This window comes from Virgibacillus sp. GM2-2, assembly GCF_055329585.1.
This window is the reverse complement of the sequence record NZ_JBUZWC010000007.1, coordinates 64,689-84,082: the sequence shown is the minus strand read 5'-3', so window position 1 is coordinate 84,082 and position 19,394 is coordinate 64,689. Positions and strand designations below refer to the sequence as shown.

Here is a 19,394-nt window from a genome sequence, read left to right as displayed (position 1 = left end):
AAGTCAAAGAGCTTAAAATGTTGAGTGGGTTCTAAAACTACAGCCAAAATTTAAAGTATATTTAGTTTTAAAATAATATAAATGTCCAATTCCACGGAGTATTACAGTGCAAAAAGGTTACGATTAGAGTTGAAAGGTGTAATAATAAGGAATGCATTTAATAAGCGACAAAACAGAACGATATTTAACAATCGGGCGCGTTTGTGGAACAACTATCAATTTAAACAGCTTTACTGTTGTGTTTATGAGGTGTAATTCAGCAATTATAAAAAAAATAATCAACAAGATTATTTTTACACCGCCCTCATTCGAGGACGGTGTAATGTGTTTTGGGATTCAGAATTAAATAACTTTATCGTCATTACATATGCTTCTTAAACTCTTTTACTGTGTAAAAATAAAGACTTATTAACATTATTTGAGATTGCGAGTAATGAGTTTAAAATAAATACTCTTTATGTTTAAAAAGAAGAAATAACTAACAGAAAGGAAGTTAAAATGTGACTTAGCTCCGAAAGACTTTTAATTTGACTGTATTTAGATTTAAATCATCTGAACCTAAACTTTCTTGTGCATTATTGAGGAAACCCCTCTGGATTTGAAGAGTATACATACACATTGAGTTCATAGTGTTTTAAATCTTCCTCGGATAAGTTACTTTTCAAATAACCCTTAACTACGTTTATATCTTTTTCGTCGTAAACTGATACGTCAAGAACAGAGTCAGTCTCACCTATAATTGTACTTTGAACATCATGCTTATTCCATAAGGAGTCCATCACCTTCTCTGTACTGTACGGTTCTTTTTGCAGAATTCCAAATAGCGTAATCCCTATGACTGCACACGATAAAACAAATATGCCGATCTTGCTCTTCATAACCATTTTCTTCCCTCCACTGTTTTTTAATTGTTACAGGCATTATCCCATGAAAGTGTTAAATGAACCAAAGTAGAAATCACTTGTACTCCCCTAATTAAGTAAAAGGAACAATATTTCTGTTTACCTTATGATAAACGTTGTCTCATACTCTATTTATTTAATTAAACTTAGTCAAGTTAGCTAATTGGATTAATATATCTTTTTTAGGACCATCATAAGTAAATATCTTTTCTTTTGTTACAACGTGAAGAGTTCCTTTTCTTTCATTGTAAATAGCGTCTTTACCTTTGATTTTCATTACTTCATATTCCTTATACCAATTTTTCACATCATTAAACGCATTTTCTCCCATTTTATGTTCAGATTCCCCAATTAAAAACCGACCTTCATCTGCTGAATAAGTTAGCGTTACTACTTTACCTTCTGGTGTATCTGTAGCAATTACATTTGGTTCTCCTTTTAGAAACGGAATTTTTTCATGTGCATTCACTGGAATGTTTAAACTATTTACTACGTCTTTTGCTGGAATACTTTCAAAAGGAACTTCCTTATCTTTTAAATCTTCCTCTTTTGATTCCTGATTTCCTGTTAAATTAATTGAACTTGCTATATTAACTAGCTCATCACTGGTTAAATAGCTAGATGTTAACATAAATCCGTAATTGCTTGTCGGAATATATAGGGATAATTTTTCGCTCATTTCACTCTTTGCTAAATAACCCGTACTACCACTTATATTTATTTCTTTATAAGACGAGTCTTTAATTCTATTGAGAGCATCGTCAATTGTCTTCTCATTAGTATTTCCAATGGATTCCTGCTGATACTGATATACCGCCTTGCCTCCTAGACTATATGTAATTTCTATATGCTCACCAGAACCAGCCTTTCTTTTTACAATATTTGAAACAACTACATTTTTGTCTATTGAATTTTCTGGTAACCTAATATCAAAACCGGTATTTTTAATATCATTTAATTTAGATAGTTGCTCTTGAGTTAGGGTATATTTAGTATGAAATTGATTGGATTCAGAATCAACTCCAGCTTGCATCGTTTGGGATGGTTGGTCAGTTTTCGGATCATCCAAGTTTATCTGATTGAATACAAGTGGAAGTGATAAACCTGCCAACAATAGTAATGCAAATACAGGAATAACAGCATTTTTCATAGTATGTATTAACTTTGTTGATTTAACGTTTTTTTCTTTATTTATTTTAGAAATAATGTTTTTACGTACTTTTTGTTTGCTATTTTCATTCCAAGTTATTTTGTTATCTAAGTTCCTTAAAGTATTATCAAGAAATGAATCCTCATGATGGTTCATTAATAAAACCTCCCTTAATGAGTTCATTTTCCAATTTTGGAATTGCACGAAACAATGTTGATTTCACTTTACTCTCTGACCAACCTAAAATATGGGCAGTTTCGCGAATAGAGAAACCTTCAATTTTACGTAAAATAATTACTTGTCGATACGAGATTTTTAGTTTCTGAAGCGCTAAATAAATCTCTTTAGCTTCCTCCTTAATTTCTACCATCGATTCAATTGATTCTTGCTGTTTATTGTTATTTATAAATATATCTTTTACCATATTAAGAGGCGCACTTTTTCTTATATGATCAACCGTCAGATTATGTGCCGTTTTAAAAAGAAAAGATTTTGGGTAATCTATACTTTTTTCAAGAGAAACATATTGATGTGCCTTAATAAAAGTATCATGAGTTAAATCTTCAGCCTGGTGAGCATCCCTCACCATTTTATGTATATACTTGAATATCCCGCTACTATATAGGTCATACCATTGAATAATTAAATTATTATTTTCCTCTTGCTTTTTCATCAAACTTTGCAAAGTAAACCTCCTTTTCACTAAATTTATTGTATAGACGTACAAATATAATAAAAGTTGCACTTTCACTATATTTTTCTCCATCCATATTGAATAGAAAATTAAAGAAGCCACTATCTCAGTAAATAGTGACTTCTTTAATTAACTCGCATTACAAGTAAGGCATGGTGATTCTTCTGCATATGGACAATTCCAATTGCCACACGATGATTTTTCATCTAACGAAGCGGCAGTGTAAACCAAAATTTATGATACTCACCCTCTGACTCTACCCCAATTTCCCCCTTATGTCGTTCAATAATTTCTTTTGAAATAGCAAGCCCCAATCCTGTTCCCCCTGTATTCCGTGCCCGCGATGGATCTATCCGATAGAACCGCTCAAAGATTTTTTCCTGTTCTGCTTCCATAATCATTTGACTAGGTCCAGTTACGGAGAGCATGTATGCTGACGCTAATCTTTTACCTTCTATTATGATTGGTCCTGATCCTTGGTAGTATCGAATGGCATTATCGATTAAATTACTAATAACTTGTGAGATTCCGCTCCTATTCACATGTACACTCCCGGGTTCTACTTGAACGTTGACTTCCATACCTTCTCTATTCAACGACCAACGAAACATCGCCACTGATTGCTCGACCAACACTTCCATATCTATCGGCTCTTTTTCTAAAAATGTTTGGGACACATAATCCCATTCCTTTAACTGCTCAATCTGTTCAACCATGTCGATAAGCCGTTTCGATTCCTGGTGAAGGGATTGATACAATTTTTGGTCACCTTCAATGACGCCTTTATTTAATGCGTTTAAATACCCATTCAAGTTTGACAATGGGGTGCGAATTTCGTGGGATAAATCTGACACAAGCTTTTGCCGATGCTGTTGGTTATCTTTCAATTGTTGGACCAAATCATTGAAATGATCAATCAGTTGTCCGATCTCATCCTCGGTTTTCCCTTCAATCGGACGAGGATATTGTCCTTGTTTCATCACTTTAGTAGATTCAATCAACGATCTTAATGGACGCATCAATTTTTTGGTTAAATAAAAATGAATCAAACTACCAATTAAGATAGTAGATATGCTAAATATCAATAAATAGTTAAAAAGCGTTGCGTCGAACTGCGCTTGTTTTTGACTATTCATCGTTCCCATTCCATCTGCTAGAAAACATGCTGTGTTATAGATCGCCCAGCTACTTAGTACGACAAACGAGGCAATAACAAGTATATTGATAAACGTTAACCGCACTAAAAACCGCTTTGGAAGAAGTGACTTTGTAGATTTACTCCGCAACAAATTTATACCCCATTCCTCGAACAGTTGTAATTCGTGTAGGGGAAGCGGGATTATTCTCGACTTTTGCTCGTAGTTTTTTTATATGGGCATCGATGGTACGGTCTAGCACGGTTTTATCGGCATACGGATATAGTTGGTGGATGAGATCCTCTCTTGAAACTACCACATTCGGATTCTCCATGAAGTGATAAAGCAGGTTAAACTCATGCTTTGTCAGCTTTAATTGTTTATCCAACAGCAATACTTCACCTTTTCGGGGTTTTATACATAAGCCATCGTAGGCAATCTTTTGGCAAAACTGTCCCGTCCGCCGCAAAACAGCTTCTACATGCGCAACAAGTTCATCCGGATCAAACGGCTTCACCAAATAATCATCGGCGCCAATTTTCAATCCATTGATTTTATCATCTGTACGCGCTTTCGCCGATAGCATTATAATAGATACCTCATTCCGCTCCTGTTCCCGAACCCACTTGCAAAATTCCTCTCCGCTTAGTTTTGGGAGCATCAGATCAAGAATTATCAAGCATGGATGATTCTTAAGAAACACTTCCTTTGCGACTTCTCCATCCGATGCCTCCACCACTTCATAACCAGCGTTTTTTAAATAGATGCTAACAAGTTCGCGAATCATCCGATCATCCTCTACCACCAATAGGCTTTGCTTCATCCCGTTCACCTCTCAAACTAGTATACTATACGAAGCGAATTACTCAATTTTTTCAAATTGCTCTACCATACTCTCGTATGTCATCGGACCGAACGTTTTGTGTTGAATAAGACCATTCGAATCAATCATAAAAGATGTTGGAATCGGACGTATGCCATAGGTGTTTGCCACTTGAATTTGTTTATCTAGCAAAATGGGGAACGTTAAGTTATATTCGTTTACAAAATCTTTAATTTGTTGTGTATTAGGCTCTGTTTGTGTCAAATTAACTGCCAATATAACGACATCTTTACTTTGATGAAATTTTTCAATATCTGGCATTTCAGCACGACAAGGCGGACACCACGTGGCCCAGAAGTTGATCATAACACGCTTACCTCGGTAATCCGATAGTTTTACCTGTTCACCTTTCAGTGTCTCTAGTTGAAAATCAGGTGCGGTATTTCCTACGTTTAAGCCAATCGTTGCCTCCTTTTGCGTTTCCGTTCTTTCATCAGTAGTTTTCTCTTCCTGATTGGTGACAGGTTTTGTTTCTTGCTGCTCGCCATTACTCGTCTTCGAACTTGCCCCATCATTTTCTTGAAGAGCAAAGTCATACACAGCCCATCCGAGCATTCCAATAATCACAACGAAAACAATTGCTTTCTTCATATATCTACCTCCCTTTTCATCCGTATTGCAGTTATTCTATCTTTGCCAATTCACGTACCATCAGATCATAATTCATGGCACCCAATGCTGCGAATTGAATATGTCCACTTGAATCTATCATATAGGAGGTCGGATATGCTTGAACCCGATAGGTAGTTGCAACATCAGCGTTTACATCCATTAGTACTGGAAATGTCATCCCATATTTCTTAACAAAATCGGCGACTTTTTCTTTGCTCTCTTCCGTGTTAGTTAAATTCACTGCTAAAATAACAACGTCTTTCTTCTCGTAAAGCTTTTGTAAATCGGGGATTTCTGCTCTGCACGGTGGACACCATGTAGCCCAAAAGTTAACGATGACACGTTTTCCTCGGTAATCAGATAGACGTACCGTTTTACCCTGAAGTGTTGTCAGTTCAAAATCAGGCGCAATTTTCCCTTTCGTTAGCCCGATTTCTTCAGACTCCTCTACCTCACCATCATCATTGGTAGGTGCTGGTGACGTAATTGTAGCCCCACCACTGTTATTTTCAACGACAGTTTTGTCAGATGAACTTATAAAATCATACACAGCCCAGCCGAACATCCCTATTACAATCACAATAAGTATCGCTTTTTTCATTGCCTTTCACCTCTGTACTATCCTAATTTTGATAACCAGGTATCTTGTACCAAATCAAGCAGAAATCCTGTAATACGTGGCATCAAACCGAAAAATAAAACCAATCCCATAATAATCATAATTACTGCGCCCACCTTCATAATCACCTGACTATGTCGAACTATCCACCTCGTTGATCCAAGGAAAAAAGTCAACACAAGAAATGGTAGAGAAAAACCAACCACATACATCACGGTGTAAAATACACCTTGGCCAGGATTACTTGCAGCCAGAAGTAGAATAGATCCAAAAATAGGACCGATACATGGCGTCCATCCTGCAGCAAATCCAAGGCCAATAAAAAATGTTCCCACATACCCAGCTGGCTTTTTCGAATAATGAAAACGCCTTTCCTTCATTAACGCTGGAATGTTAATCCATCCCGCAACAAACAGTCCCATCACAATGATGAAGATCCCTGCAATGCGTTGAATAAACAGGCCGGATTCACCAAGAAAAAGACTTTGTGCCCACTGCCCTAGAAACGATGCACTAGCACCTAAACTGATAAAAACCAATGATACCGCCAGCAAAAAGAACAAAGAATGACTTAGCAACTGACGACGAATTTTAGCATTCTGATTGCCTTGTAACTCTTTTACACTTATACCAGTGATATAGGACATATAAGCAGGAAAAATTGGTAGTACACAAGGTGACAAGAACGATAATGCTCCAGCCCCTATCGCTAAAAACATTCCGACAACTAGCATTGTATCTGCTTCGATTCCACCCATAGTTAACCCCTCTTTCTTTGTTCAAAAATAATAGTCGAAATACTAGTTATGAAAAACAATCCGACAAACCATGGGACGATGATATAACCAAATACTGTTACAAACGGCTGAAAAATAGTTAAAACGAACATCCCTGCAGACCATCCAATCACCGTCACGATAATTAGCGTCGTGCTTGTTACACGGTCGCGTATGAAAAAGAATGTAATTAGTAGAACAGTTAGTAATATCAAGTATCCAAAAGTATATGTATGGCCACCCCAAACAAATTGAATGAATTCATACAGAAATGACCCTGTCAAAAATACAATCAGGAAAGACTCTGTAAATGCAAAGAGATCTATTTTTTTGCGTATAGATTTATAAACTAGTACGATTCCACTGAATAGTACAGCTAAGTAAAATGCCTCCGAATTACTCGGATAGGCTAATATTGCAAGTGGATCCTTTATAAAAACAGAAAAATTCAATATTATTTTTCCAATCCAAATGAAGATAATGAAATTTATCAGTTGTGATGTCAATTCTTCTAGTTGTTTCTTTTTTTGTTGTTTTGGCAAATCGCTCATTATGTAGAAGGAAATAAGCCCTACAATTATACTCAAAACGATAATGCCGATTGACATTAATTTGCTTGCTATTAACATGAGGTGTCTCCTCCATCCGTTGCTACCAAATCATATAATACCGGTTGAATGTGAAAATTTGATGAAAATAAGACATTTGTATACATCATAGAACAAATAAAAAGGACAATGAAGGAAACACTTTTACCGTCATTGTCCATTTCAAGTTTTTATTAGTGAATTTTGTTGCTATATTTTTTCAAAGTAGAAGTAAATTATCAAGTAACTATCAAGTAACTGCTAGGTTTATTTCCGCTGCGGACGACAGTATGCAGTGGCCACTGAAAAAGTAAAATATAGCACAAAAAATGTGGATCTATTATCGCATCTTGAATATACTTCGCTTTCCGCGGGCGAGTGTCGAGCCTCCTCGGACTGCCGTCCTCCGGGGTCTCGCCGATCTCTCGCTTCCCGCAGGAGTCTCGTATATTCAAGATGCTAGGTTAAGGTGAAAAATAAAATTTTTTCAAATCCACCACTTTTCCAGTGACCCGGTATCTCACCTATGCCATCCCTCAGGACAAGGGAATTTTCCCCGAAAAAGCATCAGGTAGAAAAAGTGAATTTCTTTTTCAAGGAACCGACTACCCTCCGCTCCACTCAACTGAACAAAAAGAAGATGACTTATGATTTTTATCAATAACGTATAAAACTAGTGGATCATGAAACTCAACGCTAGCGGAGGAAAAACATGGAGACTCCTGCGGGAAAAGCAACAGCTGAAGACCCCACAGGGAGCGTTCTTTGCTTCCGAGGAGGCTGAAGCGTTGCCCGCGGAAAGCGTAATGTTTTTTCCGTAGCGGTGAGCTACCATCTAAATTTTGTATTAAAAATTTATAACAACTATATACTCCGATCAATACAAGCAATCAATCTCTTTTCAATATCATTCGCAATAGCCGCTAATGAATCATCGCCTACCATTTCAATTAAAGTAGTTGGCTTTGGTAGACCAATCTTCGTTTTTCTTCCATCACCGTAAACAACAATTTTACATGGCAGAAAATAACCTACCAATTGATTCTGTGACAATACTCGATTCGCTTCTTCAGGATTACAAACTTCTAGCACACGGTAAGGTTGATTAAAATCAAACCCCTTTTTCTGCAACGTATCTTTAATGTCAAAGTGCCATAAAACCCCAAATTTTTCTTCCTTCAAATTAAGTTCAAGTGATTCTATTGCCTCTTCAATTGATTTATCTGTTTCAACCGTATAATGAAACATTACGATCATCTCCTTTTAAAATTTGAGTTTAACTTCCATTTGGTATAGCTTTGACAGCATAGTTTGCTTGATTCAACGGAATGAGTTCTGCATCGAAACCATTCACTTCCAAAATTCGTACCATTTCTTCAGATGGAATTCGGTGGTCTACTGGAGGACCAGATTCTGTTTGAACAGCCTTCCATTCCAATAAAAGCATCTGTCCACCAGGTTTTAAAATTCGTTTTATTTCACTAAGCGTTCTGTCTATATTCGGAACTTCATGCACCACAAAGGCAATCATCACCTTATTTACGGAATGATCAGCAAGCTGAATCTGGTCTAAGTCACTTTCAACATAATGAAGATTCTCGAGATGTTCATCATTCGCATTTTCTTTCAACATTTCCAACATTTTCGGTTCTATATCAACTGCGTAAACTGTCTTTTTCGTACGCTTTGCTATTGGTATTGCAAAATAACCATTACCAGCGCCAAGATCAGCAACACTATCGTTCTGTGTCACATGTAAATAATCAATTATTTCATCTGGTGGTAACAATTTTTTCCGGTCCGCGCTCAATAGTATTTGTGCCTTTTCGTGATTAAATCGTTTGTCTGTCATATTCTTCGGGCCCCTTCCTCTACTCTAGTTCGCCTTTCCATTCATTCATACCACCAATCATATCCCATGCAGTAAAACCAAATACATCTAAAATGCCACAAGCTGCTTTACTGCGGTTTCCCGACTGGCAAACAACTACATATGTCATATCTTCATCTAATTCATCTTTCCGTATTGCAAGCTGTCCAAGTGGTATTGGCTTTGCACCAGGGATCTTCCCTTTGGCAACCTCCCCACCTTCACGGACATCAATTATATTTATACTATCTCCATGTTTAATCCGTTTTGCTACTTCTTCCGGTGTAATTTGCTTGGTCAACCATTCAACCTCCTAAACCCATGCGCCCATACCGCCTTTTACATTTGATACTTGTTCAAAGCCCTGCTTTTTCAATATTTTGGCCGCCTTCATACTCCGCATTCCACTTTGGCAAATGACAACTACTTCCTGATTTTTCTTCAGCTTTTTTGATTGTTTTGCCAATTGCGCTAATGGGATATTTATAAACGGTTTCTGGTGATTTACTTTATATTCACCAGGGGTTCTCACATCGATAAACTGTACTTTTTTATCGTTAACTTTATTTTTTGCATCCTGTGTAGTTATATTCGAAACTCCTCTTACAGGCAGGAAACGGCTGATGACAAACCATGCTACACCAATAATTAGAATCCATTGAATAATTGTTTCCATTGTTTGCTCTCCCTATCTATCTATCAATTTTTAAAAAATATCCAGCCAAATTTTTATTGCAGTGCCCAATATTAAAACTGCCAATATCCATTGCAAAACCTTTGTATCTACCCTTTTTCCTACTTTAGCGCCTAAAGGGGAAGCTAGTAGACTAGCAATTATCATAATTAAAGCTGGTATAAACAAAACTTGACCAGTCATCAATTTACCCGATGTTGCTCCGATGGATGAAATAAACGTTATGGCCAAAGACGACGCAATGGTAATCCTAGTTGGTATCTTCAATACAACAAGCATGATCGGAACTAACAAAAACGCTCCTCCCGCACCAACAATGCCAGCGCCAACTCCAACTAGTAGTGCAAGTAGTGAGGCAATCCATTTATTAAAATTCGCGGTATTAAAACTTGTTTCATCGCTTTCCTTTTTAGGCATAAACATCATGATTACGGCAAGTAAAGCTAGAACGCCATAAACAATGTTAACGCCTTCTTCAGTCATATTTCCTGAAAAAAAGCCACCCGCAAAACTACCAATTAGTATACTAATGCCCATGTAGCCAATAATTGTTTTGTTTAAAAAACCACCTTTGCGATACGCCCATACACCACCGATTGTCGCAAAAAATACCTGTATTGCTGTAATACCGGAAACTTCATATGCACTGAAGCTGGCGATTCCTAAGGCAGCAGGGATATAGAGTAACATTGGATAATTGATTATTGCCCCACCTATTCCTACCATTCCAGAAATAAATGAACCAACAAAACCAATGATAAAAATAGTAACAATAGCTATTAGACTAATTTCCATATACGTTATCCCCTTGATAAGAGGGGACCCAAAGCAAATGGGTCACCTTTATGCCTTTTTGATCCAAAACTTCAGAACTCCATCTTCGTCCACATTTTTTAAAATTTCATGGCCACCAGATTTTGCCCATGCAGTTAGATCACTTTTGGCACCTTTGTCTGTTGCATGGACTTCTAAAACTTCCCCAGAATTTATTTCATCCATCGCTTTCTTTGTTTTAACAATCGGCATTGGGCATGCCAACCCTTTTGCATCCAAAACTTTTTTCGTTTCCATTTTATTCATCCTTTCTTTATCCCTCGACCGCACAGCGATTCGGCCCTATTTCCATTTCTTTTTGTTCGTCTACATCAGGCATGATTTTACCCATATTTGTTTGACGAATGTCTTCATACGCATTAGGTTGTGGCGGAAGGTTTTCCGTTACCATTTTTTTAAATTTGCTTTCATTCGTTACTTGTAAACCAGCATTGCGTTCGTAAAGATCACCTAATCGCGCCGATATTTTACCACCCTCGCCTAGTTCCTCTGCAAAGGAATAATGTGCAGGCAGTACAATTAAATCCTCGGACAATTCCTTATATCGTGAGTAAAGCGTGTGACGAAGGTCTCCCACCCAGTCTTCCGCTTTTCCAGCTAAGTCTGGGCGTCCAATTGATTTCACAAAAAGAATATCACCTGTTAATAGATAGGTGTCATCAACAATAAATGACGTGCTTCCAATCGTATGACCTGGAGAATATACGGGCTGTACCTGCACGGAGGTATTTCCCACGATAATATCCCTACCTTCTTCTAGCGGTGTATAATCAAACGTCACTTCTGTTGCATCTTTTTCTGGTAAGTGATACGTTCTTCCCTCTTTTTTTTCAGCCAATTTTCGTCCACCGGAAATGTGATCCGCGTGTAAATGCGTGTCAATTGCGTGCTTAATCTGCACCCCTTGCTCCTCAGCCAACCTTTCATAAACATCCGTCATACGGTTTGCATCCACAATCGCCGCTTCCCCATTTGACATAATAAAATAGGATAGACAGCCTTTACCAAGACGGACAAATTGATAAATACTTCCCCCATCACGTAAATCACCAATTTTAACTGGCTCCAGGTGTTCACTCCATGCTTTCATGCCACCTTCCAAATTATAAACAGTGGTAAAACCTGCTTCCTCAAGGAAATCAGCAATCATATCGGATGAACCGCCTTTCGCACAAACCACAATAATTTCCTGGTCTTTCTTTAACTCGTCAGCAACTGGATCAATGCCATCCAGCAGGTTAAAATAGGGCTCGTTAATGATTTCAACCTTCCCGCCTTCAATTTTCCAATTATCAAATTCGTCATTATTACGTACGTCTAAAATTAAAATTTCTTCTTGGTTAATGATTTTTTTTGCCAAATCCTTCGTTGTAATTGCTTTAGACATCATTTACCCTCCAACTTAAAATGATAATGTGATAGTGGCATCTTTGGCATAGTCAATAAATGTTGCTGCACCACCGACTTCGATACCATCGACAAAGGTATCCTTTTCCAAGCTCATAACGTCCATTGTCATTTGACAGCCAATCAACTTAATTCCTAGTTCTTGTGCAATCCCGACTAATTCTTCAATAGATGGGACATTTGCTTGTTTAAAACCTTCTGCAAAATGTTCTTTTCCTTCTGGTAAGGCTAGATTTTTGTGTGCTTCTTTATGGATCAAATTCAACCCTTCAAATGTAAAGAAAATTCCTACCTCCGCATCAGACGCCGCTGCTGCAGTTGCTACATTAAATACCTTATACGCATCAAATAAAGTTCCGTTCGCCGCAATAATTGCTACTTTTGTGTTTGCCATTTTTCATTTCCTCCTAATTTTTCATAACGTATTTTACTTGTTTTTTTCCGTTGAACCTTGCCATTTCGTCATACCAGGTATAACATTTTTTACATTTTTATAACCTTTTTCCGTTAACCTTTGCGCAGCCAAATCACTGCGATTGCCAGTACGGCAAATGACAAGAATTTCTTTATCTTTATCGATTTCGGAAAACCTTGCATCTAGATCCCCAAGGGGTATATTTACAGCTCCAGCTATGTGGCCAAATGCGAATTCAGCAGGTTCCCGAACGTCAAGTATGGTTATAGGTTCTTCCTCTTTTATTTTTCTTTGTAATTCTTCTAAATGAATGACATCCTCATGCTTCGTCTCATCCTTTGTTTCCTCATAGGATGCTTTTCTCAAATAATGCTTCAAGACATCTTCTGCTTCCAAAGTCCCAAGATACTGATGTCCAGTATTGTGTGCCCATGCCTGAATGTCTGTAGTTGATCCCTTATCGGTTGCTTGAACTTCTATTACCTGACCTGGTTGCAGATTTGCGATTGCTTTTTTGGTTTTTACAATCGGCATTGGGCAGGCTAATCCCTTTGCATCAAGCGTTTCGTTTGCTGTAATGCTCATTTAGGTTCCTCCTTTATTTCTCTACTTCGCCTTCCCAATCCAACATGCCGCCAACCATGTTGGTAACGTCATAGTCATGACCACTTAGGAATACACAAGCATTTCCACTTCGACCGCCAGAACGACAAACGAGATAATGTTGCTGGCTTTTGTCTAGTTCATCAAGACGATCAGGTAATTGACCTAGCGGAATATGAAGAGCACCAGGTATTTTCCCTTGTGCTACCTCCTCGTCTTCTCGAACATCGATAATGCTCAACGCTTCTCCATCTTTACATTTCATTTCGAGTGCTTTTGCTGTTATTTCCTTCATTACTACTTCCTCCAAATCTCACCATCGTATATACCAATACTGGTAGGGGTATTAAAATTGGTAAAAAATTATTCCAAACCATATTTATACGGGTTGGGGTATTATTTTATCGTTTAAAAATGGGTTAACTGTTTAACCCGCTTTTTATAGGAAATCGCTAATAAGCCAAGGTCTCTTATCTGCTTCTAACAAGTAAGTTTACTGCTTCTTGAATTAGTTCCTCTGATGATCTACCATTTTCCTTTTCCTCACGAATGCATTCTTCTAGATTCTTACTAACAATCAACGCTGCAGTACGATCGATTGCAGTTCTGACAGCTGACATTTGTGTCACAACATCGCGACAATCTTTTTCTTCCTCCATCATTTTTAGTAATCCTCTAATTTGTCCTTCAACACGCTTCAATCTATTTTTCGTTTGGGCATCGTATTTCATATTAATCGCTCCATTTAATAAATTCTTTATATTTGTAAATCATCGCTGGTACCATTTTTAATACGTGTACACGTCTAATTCATTTCATTCTAGTATAAACATATACCACCTCTTCTTTCTAACTATATGAACTATGAGTTATATATTATACCCCTATAGGTATTTTGTCAAATGAGTGATATTTTTTTATTTATACAACTGTATTCATTGTGTTACGTAGTATGATAAGTGAAGGCTACCGCTGGTCGGGCATGTAGTCTCAAAATAAAAGTTTGATATTTATAATAAAGTCCGGAATTCATTAAAATGTTTGATACAATTACATTGACAAGATGAATTATGCAGTTTTGTAATCGGGCCATAATGGAGGAAGAATCTCAACAAAAATTGAATTTGGCGCGCTATCGAATAAGCGCACCCTTCTGAAGCGAGTCATTTTGCGGAATACAGTTGTATAAAAAGGACTGACTATAAGATGGAAGAACAAATACCAGATAAGAATTTATTTATGATGTGTCGTAAATTAGAAAACGATGCAACAAATGAATTATCGAAAGGCTTTTATGTGCGTAATTGCAAGAAAAATGAGTTATATACATGGAAAGGCAATGCACTTTGATACTACTGAATTAGCAGCGGAATATTATGACTTTATGACAGAATACTTTAATGATGTGTACTTGCCAAAAGGAGATTTGTTTTACCAAAGTTGTATATTTGTCTGTGATCAGTACGATAAGCCAATCGGGACTTGTTTTCTATGGAAAGCGTACAACGCAATATGGACTTTACATTGGTTTAAAGTTTTAAAAGAGTATGAGGGAAAAGGTATAGGTAGAGCGTTACTTTCAATAGTTATGAAGAGCATATCTGAAGACGAATATCCGATATTTCTTCATACCCAACCATCAAGTTACCGAGCAATTAAACTATATTCTGATTTCGGGTTTTGCTTGTTATCAGATCCTGTGATAGGCAACAGACAAAATGATTTAGACGAGTGCTTGCCCATATTACAGAAATATATGCCGCGGTCTGATTTTGAAAAACTTGAGACTGCTCGTGCGCCACATTTTTTCCTAAATGCCGTCAATCGTTCAGATACAGATGAATTCTAACAGCATAAGCTTCCAGAATAGGTCGCAATTCACTAATAAGGAGTGACGCTAATACGGGTTCATAATAACAGTATCTATCTTTAGGAGGAATTCTGGTGGTTGAAGTATTAGTATTATTTGAGATTATTATTATTATAATTATTGTTAAAAATTGGAGGAACAAAGAAAAAAGAACATTTCGTAACTTATTATTAATAACTGCTGTAATCGCTTTGTTTATTCCTATTATACCAAATTTAAATGGAATATTTAGTCAAAGTAGTGAGGTAGGAGACCACTTATTAGAAACATATGATGATGACATGGATTTACTTAGAGATTATAGATTCTCAAATGGAGAACTAACTCTGATCTTTGAATCTGAGATAAGTAAAATGAATGATAATGTTATTTATACAATACTGATCACTGATTTGGCATTTAAAGCAGATACTAATAATGAGTTAACATCAATTAAAACAGAAATGTATATTGAGCCTTATGAAGATATGGAAAAACCAAGTTTATCGTATAAGTACTCGAAAGATACTTATAACGATATTGGATCAGATAGATTTACAGATGTATTAGGTAAAGAGTGGTTAGTTTATGAACGAGCAGATGATTTTGGTTTCTCAACGTCTGCATTAGTCTATATGAATGATGAACTATTCGAAAAACTTGTCGATGTAGGTATACAATACATAGAGTAATAGGAAAAGTTGAGATTTTTTCTATTATCAGGTGCGAATCCAGAATAAAAGTTTGCGCTAATTGGGCTGTATTGTTAAAGGACATAGGAGAGGATTTTATGCCACGTTGTACTAACTGTAATTACAATTGAAAAGTTAAAGATATAATGACTCTTGGGTTTTCAAAGAATGAAAAAGACTGTCCTAATTGCGGACATAGACAATACATTTCTGCAGAAACCCAAAGACTATTTAGATTAGGTTATCTTAGTCTTATATTCGTTCCTTTTCTTCTTTTTCGTATTAAATTGAGCGATAAAGATGAACCATTATATTAATATCGCAATCGGTCGCTTATCTGAAATACAGGGGGAAAATAAAGTGAATTTAATTAGTAAGATTCAAAAAAAGCCAAAGAAAGGAATAAGTATTTTTTAGCTTTGGATGTTCTTTTTACGCTATCGACGATCTATTTTGCTGTTCAAGTATTACTTATTTCCAAACATGCTTTAGAAAGTAAAAATTACTCAGATAATTTTCCAGGATTTTTATTATTTGCTATGACCTTTTCCTTAGGATTAAGTTATGCGATTCGATTTGTTGAAAGTTTAGTTTTAAAGAAAAGAAAAGATGCAATCTTGTATTCTATAGTTACAATTATTGCTTTAGGTATATCAGCAATAGAACTTTGGTGGTTTATAAATCCAAAATAGTTTTATGATCGCAACATAGAATTCCTTTTCCAGTAGTGTTTTAAGGCAAGTGTAAAATATTTATCCTTTATATTTATTGTTACCAGGCAGGGCTTTAATTTCTTTCCAAGCTTTAATTAGATCTTCTCTTTTTTTACCTTTGTTTTTGGGATCTGCAAAATAATCTCTAGTAAATTGATTGTATTCAAATTGGGAACCTATTTGTTTTTTATAGGAAGGGTCTTTTTTTCTTTCTTCTTCCTCATACCACGCATCAACAACGTCCCGATATGTTTTTCCTACGTTTTCTTTAAAGTAATTTTGGATATAGGTTGAGAAGTGAAATTTTGGAATCACCGATTCAAAGAAAGCCCTAACTACCTGACTACAACGATGGTTTTCTGTAATAAACGTATCCAAGCTTAAGTCCATCAATTTTACTTTTTTCGAGGAAGAACTTCTTTTTCTCATTGAATTTTGTATCTTTCCTGTTTCAAGAAACACTGCTATCCTATCCGTAATTTCTATTTTAGATCCAGAAGCACTTATTCCATTTTCCCTGCAAAAAGTTTGCAATTCCTCTTTTAACCAATAATAATCATGAAAATCGTTTACATTCAAATTTTTTGTTAGTTCAGATCTCAATTATTCTCTCTCCGTTCAAAGCTATCATTAATTTAATGTATACTTATGTCTGCTATCATTACTAAGAAATTTTGCCATCTCTTTGTTCCCTGAAGCTATTGATTGGTTCTCTCGCTTCCTCCACCACAACTAAAGCGTCTCATCCAATTTATGAATCTTTGAATGAGAGATTAAATATACATTGCCAATAATGTCGATTTTGTTTCCCTTTTTACGTACAGCGCAGTCTTTGTTCGACGCATAAATATTCATTTCTTCCGATAAGGGAGACAGTTCTCTATGAACAAGCTCCATGTTATTTTCAAGATCAAAATGAGCTAATACGGAAAACTCGTCAAGGCCGATTCCTTCGTAAACAGAGCTTCCTTCAACTTCATCTCCAAAGTTTTTTGAGCATAACCACTTAGCGGACATATTAATCGCACCAGCGCTTGCCCCCATTACAACAGCTCTACTTCTTTTAATCAAATCAGACAATTCATATTCCATCAAAAGGTCATTTTGTTTAAGCGTATGTCCACCCAGCAAGAAAATGACTGAAGCATGTTGAATTAACGTATAGGCATCTTCCTTTTGCATGGAATAATTGATTACATGATATTCATCAAAGTTAATGCCTGCCTGGTCAAGCCAAGAGCGTTCAGTGGTCCCATCTTCTTCATAAGAAAATGGATTCGCGCTAATCATAACAAGTGATTTTCTATCAGTTATATCATCCTGTAACATCCTGACCAGATTCTCTGGTAAAAAATTAGTAAACCAACCTAAATAATAGTGAATTTTCATAAGTACCTCCGTTACTAAGTAAGATTAATTTTCTGCGTTGCGCATTCTGTTTTCTCGTCGCTAACACAATCTTTCAATATGGTTCCTTCTACAGCAAATCTTTCTATTCTTGAGTTAAAGAGATAGTAGAGCAGAAAAAATCATTCTAACGGTAAAGCTTCTAATCCTTCAAAGTTGCATTTCCAATCAGACACCCATGCGGGAAAATATCCAGATCGTTGAGCTACTCTTTGAGAGGCAAGGTTACTGGCAATTACGTCATAACTTGGCACATCTCCACGTTCCAATATTTCGAAGGTTAGCTTGTTCACAAGATAACTTGCCAATCCCAAGTTACGATATTCCGGTAATACATCTATGCCAATTTGCCATAATCTTGCACAGGTTTTACCTGCTCCTGCCGCACCAACAATCTCACCGTCTTTCTTTACAAGCACAGCTAGGTCAGTCTGCCAAGGATGGTTCCCATCACTGATGATAGCATTTTTGAATTTTGTAACTTCAGGTAAATTGGCCAAACTGATCACTTCACCACTTCGTCCTATCAGTTCAATTGTAAAATTTCCAGGTGGTGAAATGGGTCGTATTTTTTTCATGTCAGGCAGAAAATGCAAATAAAGACCTCTGATAAATGGCAAAGAAAATATTGTATCCCTGTCCTTACCTTTCATCCAAGTCTTGGCAATTAACAACCGTTCTGGCGTTGCAGATACCACTATTGATTTCCCCATAGATACAATTTCAAAGTGACGTGAATTCCGCCAAAATGGCCTGCATCCGGGATTTTCTTTAGCTTCAACAAAAATAATGCTATCCTTTTCGCCATTCAGATCATCAATCGTGCAATTCAAGTCAATTGCAAGTTGGGATTGCACAGTGTTGAGCATTTCTTTTTGTGTCATAAACATCATTACCCATTCCTTTCGGTCGTTTGCACCCAAATTACGTCTTAACCGGGGGGCACGTTCACAAATTTTCTCAAATGACTAGATGTTTCTATCTTTATTATATTTTTGAATGTCTTTAAATATATGATGATAAATCCATTCAGGGGTATCTTTGGGATCCGTTGACTTTGTTGGGTCACCATAACCCCACCCCTTTATACTATCCATATCATTTTTTTCAGTCCTAACAAATCCTCTTGTATGTTCTGTTGCATTTGGGCTGTTTTCATCATAATCCATATTGTCTACTCTAAATATAAAACTTTGTTTATTAAGGTTAATAAAAAATACAGGGATTTCACTATTCATAAAAACAGATGTCCACCCATCAGTCGATAATTCTTTGAAATATTTTTCTGTAATAAAAAATGCATCATACTTACCATTTTCCTTTAATGCACTTGGTTTTTCCGAGTAAAACATCACATTTACAAATTTTTTATCTGGCTTTTCACCTATAATTCCTATTTTAAGAGGAGCACCATTGTACTCTTCATATTCTACTTTTTCTATTATTTTTCTCTCAGTATCGTTTTCTACTTCACTATCTATATTCTCCTTATCTGTACAAGCTACTAATAAAAACAATGTACAGAATATCATTACTACACTAATTCTCAAA

General features: G+C 36.4%; 27 protein-coding genes. 3 read left to right on the top strand and 24 right to left on the bottom strand.

All coding sequences use genetic code 11. From position 1 onward, the window contains the following. Positions 1-575: 575 nt before the first annotated feature. From ACY9Z2_RS10430 to ACY9Z2_RS10335, 20 genes are all read right to left on the bottom strand, one after another. A complete protein-coding gene (locus ACY9Z2_RS10430) occupies positions 576-884 on the bottom strand; it encodes a YolC/YozM family protein (protein ID WP_463609574.1) in 309 nt (102 codons plus the stop codon). A 154-nt stretch (positions 885-1,038) separates the two neighbouring features. Then, positions 1,039-2,208, bottom strand: coding sequence for a hypothetical protein (locus ACY9Z2_RS10425; RefSeq protein WP_463609573.1), 1,170 nt, complete (start codon positions 2,206-2,208; stop codon positions 1,039-1,041). Continuing rightward, positions 2,195-2,737: an RNA polymerase sigma factor gene (locus ACY9Z2_RS10420; RefSeq protein ID WP_463609572.1), complete on the bottom strand. Its 543-nt coding sequence runs from the start codon at positions 2,735-2,737 to the stop codon at positions 2,195-2,197. The genes ACY9Z2_RS10425 and ACY9Z2_RS10420 overlap by 14 nt, the downstream gene beginning before the upstream one ends. A 215-nt stretch (positions 2,738-2,952) precedes the next feature. Next, entirely contained in the window at positions 2,953-4,032 is a 1,080-nt protein-coding gene (locus tag ACY9Z2_RS10415) for a sensor histidine kinase (RefSeq protein WP_463609571.1), read from the bottom strand. Then, positions 4,022-4,705: a response regulator transcription factor gene (locus ACY9Z2_RS10410; protein WP_463609570.1), complete on the bottom strand. Its 684-nt coding sequence runs from the start codon at positions 4,703-4,705 to the stop codon at positions 4,022-4,024. Before ACY9Z2_RS10410 ends, ACY9Z2_RS10415 begins: the two co-directional genes overlap by 11 nt. A 39-nt stretch (positions 4,706-4,744) precedes the next feature. Continuing rightward, complete coding sequence (locus ACY9Z2_RS10405) at positions 4,745-5,356, bottom strand: redoxin domain-containing protein (RefSeq protein WP_463609569.1); 612 nt, start codon at positions 5,354-5,356, stop codon at positions 4,745-4,747. 31 nt (positions 5,357-5,387) lie between these two features. Continuing rightward, positions 5,388-5,978 (bottom strand): peroxiredoxin family protein, encoded by a 591-nt coding sequence (locus tag ACY9Z2_RS10400; RefSeq protein WP_463609568.1) that lies wholly within the window; start codon positions 5,976-5,978, stop codon positions 5,388-5,390. 17 nt (positions 5,979-5,995) lie between these two features. Next, positions 5,996-6,754, bottom strand: coding sequence for a cytochrome c biogenesis CcdA family protein (locus ACY9Z2_RS10395; RefSeq protein ID WP_463609567.1), 759 nt, complete (start codon positions 6,752-6,754; stop codon positions 5,996-5,998). A gap of 2 nt (positions 6,755-6,756) precedes the next feature. Further along, entirely contained in the window at positions 6,757-7,401 is a 645-nt protein-coding gene (locus ACY9Z2_RS10390; protein WP_463609566.1) for a hypothetical protein, read from the bottom strand. Between the two features lie 822 nt (positions 7,402-8,223). After that, the gene (locus tag ACY9Z2_RS10385) at positions 8,224-8,607 is read right to left on the bottom strand and encodes a DUF302 domain-containing protein (protein WP_463609565.1); all 384 of its coding nucleotides are present in this window, start codon (positions 8,605-8,607) and stop codon (positions 8,224-8,226) included. Positions 8,608-8,635: 28 nt separating this feature from the next. Further along, positions 8,636-9,211 (bottom strand): class I SAM-dependent methyltransferase, encoded by a 576-nt coding sequence (locus tag ACY9Z2_RS10380; RefSeq protein WP_463609564.1) that lies wholly within the window; start codon positions 9,209-9,211, stop codon positions 8,636-8,638. A 19-nt stretch (positions 9,212-9,230) separates the two neighbouring features. After that, complete coding sequence (locus ACY9Z2_RS10375) at positions 9,231-9,530, bottom strand: rhodanese-like domain-containing protein (RefSeq protein ID WP_463609563.1); 300 nt, start codon at positions 9,528-9,530, stop codon at positions 9,231-9,233. A 12-nt stretch (positions 9,531-9,542) separates the two neighbouring features. Next, entirely contained in the window at positions 9,543-9,905 is a 363-nt protein-coding gene (locus tag ACY9Z2_RS10370; RefSeq protein WP_463609562.1) for a rhodanese-like domain-containing protein, read from the bottom strand. Between the two features lie 30 nt (positions 9,906-9,935). Next, positions 9,936-10,718 carry a sulfite exporter TauE/SafE family protein gene (locus tag ACY9Z2_RS10365; protein WP_463609561.1) on the bottom strand — a complete coding sequence of 261 codons (783 nt, stop codon included), beginning with the start codon at positions 10,716-10,718 and terminating at the stop codon, positions 9,936-9,938. Between the two features lie 48 nt (positions 10,719-10,766). Beyond that, complete coding sequence (locus ACY9Z2_RS10360) at positions 10,767-10,994, bottom strand: sulfurtransferase TusA family protein (protein ID WP_463609560.1); 228 nt, start codon at positions 10,992-10,994, stop codon at positions 10,767-10,769. 16 nt (positions 10,995-11,010) lie between these two features. Beyond that, positions 11,011-12,144 (bottom strand): MBL fold metallo-hydrolase, encoded by a 1,134-nt coding sequence (locus tag ACY9Z2_RS10355; protein ID WP_463609559.1) that lies wholly within the window; start codon positions 12,142-12,144, stop codon positions 11,011-11,013. A gap of 15 nt (positions 12,145-12,159) precedes the next feature. After that, on the bottom strand, positions 12,160-12,558 hold the full coding sequence (locus tag ACY9Z2_RS10350; protein WP_463609558.1) for a DsrE/DsrF/DrsH-like family protein: 399 nt from the start codon (positions 12,556-12,558) through the stop codon (positions 12,160-12,162). Between the two features lie 33 nt (positions 12,559-12,591). Continuing rightward, positions 12,592-13,164 carry a sulfurtransferase TusA family protein gene (locus tag ACY9Z2_RS10345; RefSeq protein WP_463609557.1) on the bottom strand — a complete coding sequence of 191 codons (573 nt, stop codon included), beginning with the start codon at positions 13,162-13,164 and terminating at the stop codon, positions 12,592-12,594. 13 nt (positions 13,165-13,177) lie between these two features. Further along, positions 13,178-13,477 (bottom strand): rhodanese-like domain-containing protein, encoded by a 300-nt coding sequence (locus ACY9Z2_RS10340; RefSeq protein WP_463609556.1) that lies wholly within the window; start codon positions 13,475-13,477, stop codon positions 13,178-13,180. Positions 13,478-13,652: 175 nt separating this feature from the next. Next, a complete protein-coding gene (locus ACY9Z2_RS10335; protein WP_463609555.1) occupies positions 13,653-13,913 on the bottom strand; it encodes a metal-sensitive transcriptional regulator in 261 nt (86 codons plus the stop codon). Positions 13,914-14,446: 533 nt separating this feature from the next. Between ACY9Z2_RS10335 and ACY9Z2_RS10330 the strand changes: the two genes are divergently transcribed. The 3 genes from ACY9Z2_RS10330 to ACY9Z2_RS10320 all read left to right on the top strand — a co-directional run bounded on the left by ACY9Z2_RS10330 (position 14,447) and on the right by ACY9Z2_RS10320 (position 16,415). Next, positions 14,447-15,031 carry a GNAT family N-acetyltransferase gene (locus ACY9Z2_RS10330; protein WP_463609554.1) on the top strand — a complete coding sequence of 195 codons (585 nt, stop codon included), beginning with the start codon at positions 14,447-14,449 and terminating at the stop codon, positions 15,029-15,031. Between the two features lie 95 nt (positions 15,032-15,126). Continuing rightward, complete coding sequence (locus ACY9Z2_RS10325; RefSeq protein WP_463609553.1) at positions 15,127-15,723, top strand: hypothetical protein; 597 nt, start codon at positions 15,127-15,129, stop codon at positions 15,721-15,723. Between the two features lie 419 nt (positions 15,724-16,142). Continuing rightward, positions 16,143-16,415 (top strand): hypothetical protein, encoded by a 273-nt coding sequence (locus ACY9Z2_RS10320; protein WP_463609552.1) that lies wholly within the window; start codon positions 16,143-16,145, stop codon positions 16,413-16,415. A gap of 60 nt (positions 16,416-16,475) precedes the next feature. Here ACY9Z2_RS10320 and ACY9Z2_RS10315 read toward each other — a convergent pair whose 3' ends face one another. The 4 genes from ACY9Z2_RS10315 to ACY9Z2_RS10300 form a co-directional block, all read right to left on the bottom strand. After that, positions 16,476-17,039, bottom strand: coding sequence for a DUF6434 domain-containing protein (locus ACY9Z2_RS10315; RefSeq protein ID WP_463609551.1), 564 nt, complete (start codon positions 17,037-17,039; stop codon positions 16,476-16,478). Positions 17,040-17,168: 129 nt separating this feature from the next. Beyond that, positions 17,169-17,825 (bottom strand): Type 1 glutamine amidotransferase-like domain-containing protein, encoded by a 657-nt coding sequence (locus tag ACY9Z2_RS10310; RefSeq protein WP_463609550.1) that lies wholly within the window; start codon positions 17,823-17,825, stop codon positions 17,169-17,171. 140 nt (positions 17,826-17,965) lie between these two features. Beyond that, positions 17,966-18,727, bottom strand: a complete 762-nt coding sequence (locus ACY9Z2_RS10305; protein WP_463609549.1) for a GNAT family N-acetyltransferase — start codon at positions 18,725-18,727, stop codon at positions 17,966-17,968. An 84-nt stretch (positions 18,728-18,811) separates the two neighbouring features. Next, positions 18,812-19,360, bottom strand: a complete 549-nt coding sequence (locus tag ACY9Z2_RS10300) for a hypothetical protein (RefSeq protein ID WP_463609548.1) — start codon at positions 19,358-19,360, stop codon at positions 18,812-18,814. Positions 19,361-19,394: the final 34 nt, after the last annotated feature.

What these genes read in the sequence shown, in the direction of transcription:
- ACY9Z2_RS10430 (WP_463609574.1), bottom strand. Translation starts at nt 884, where the DNA reads ATGGTTATGAAGAGCAAGATCGGCATATTTGTTTTATCGTGTGCAGTC.
- ACY9Z2_RS10425 (WP_463609573.1), bottom strand. Translation starts at nt 2,208, where the DNA reads ATGAACCATCATGAGGATTCATTTCTTGATAATACTTTAAGGAACTTA.
- ACY9Z2_RS10410 (WP_463609570.1), bottom strand. Translation starts at nt 4,705, where the DNA reads ATGAAGCAAAGCCTATTGGTGGTAGAGGATGATCGGATGATTCGCGAA.
- ACY9Z2_RS10405 (WP_463609569.1), bottom strand. Translation starts at nt 5,356, where the DNA reads ATGAAGAAAGCAATTGTTTTCGTTGTGATTATTGGAATGCTCGGATGG.
- ACY9Z2_RS10400 (WP_463609568.1), bottom strand. Translation starts at nt 5,978, where the DNA reads ATGAAAAAAGCGATACTTATTGTGATTGTAATAGGGATGTTCGGCTGG.
- ACY9Z2_RS10395 (WP_463609567.1), bottom strand. Translation starts at nt 6,754, where the DNA reads ATGGGTGGAATCGAAGCAGATACAATGCTAGTTGTCGGAATGTTTTTA.
- ACY9Z2_RS10390 (WP_463609566.1), bottom strand. Translation starts at nt 7,401, where the DNA reads ATGTTAATAGCAAGCAAATTAATGTCAATCGGCATTATCGTTTTGAGT.
- ACY9Z2_RS10385 (WP_463609565.1), bottom strand. Translation starts at nt 8,607, where the DNA reads ATGTTTCATTATACGGTTGAAACAGATAAATCAATTGAAGAGGCAATA.
- ACY9Z2_RS10380 (WP_463609564.1), bottom strand. Translation starts at nt 9,211, where the DNA reads ATGACAGACAAACGATTTAATCACGAAAAGGCACAAATACTATTGAGC.
- ACY9Z2_RS10370 (WP_463609562.1), bottom strand. Translation starts at nt 9,905, where the DNA reads ATGGAAACAATTATTCAATGGATTCTAATTATTGGTGTAGCATGGTTT.
- ACY9Z2_RS10365 (WP_463609561.1), bottom strand. Translation starts at nt 10,718, where the DNA reads ATGGAAATTAGTCTAATAGCTATTGTTACTATTTTTATCATTGGTTTT.
- ACY9Z2_RS10360 (WP_463609560.1), bottom strand. Translation starts at nt 10,994, where the DNA reads ATGGAAACGAAAAAAGTTTTGGATGCAAAAGGGTTGGCATGCCCAATG.
- ACY9Z2_RS10355 (WP_463609559.1), bottom strand. Translation starts at nt 12,144, where the DNA reads ATGTCTAAAGCAATTACAACGAAGGATTTGGCAAAAAAAATCATTAAC.
- ACY9Z2_RS10350 (WP_463609558.1), bottom strand. Translation starts at nt 12,558, where the DNA reads ATGGCAAACACAAAAGTAGCAATTATTGCGGCGAACGGAACTTTATTT.
- ACY9Z2_RS10345 (WP_463609557.1), bottom strand. Translation starts at nt 13,164, where the DNA reads ATGAGCATTACAGCAAACGAAACGCTTGATGCAAAGGGATTAGCCTGC.
- ACY9Z2_RS10340 (WP_463609556.1), bottom strand. Translation starts at nt 13,477, where the DNA reads ATGAAGGAAATAACAGCAAAAGCACTCGAAATGAAATGTAAAGATGGA.
- ACY9Z2_RS10335 (WP_463609555.1), bottom strand. Translation starts at nt 13,913, where the DNA reads ATGAAATACGATGCCCAAACGAAAAATAGATTGAAGCGTGTTGAAGGA.
- ACY9Z2_RS10330 (WP_463609554.1), top strand. Translation starts at nt 14,447, where the DNA reads ATGCAACAAATGAATTATCGAAAGGCTTTTATGTGCGTAATTGCAAGA.
- ACY9Z2_RS10310 (WP_463609550.1), bottom strand. Translation starts at nt 17,825, where the DNA reads ATGAAAATTCACTATTATTTAGGTTGGTTTACTAATTTTTTACCAGAG.
- ACY9Z2_RS10305 (WP_463609549.1), bottom strand. Translation starts at nt 18,727, where the DNA reads ATGACACAAAAAGAAATGCTCAACACTGTGCAATCCCAACTTGCAATT.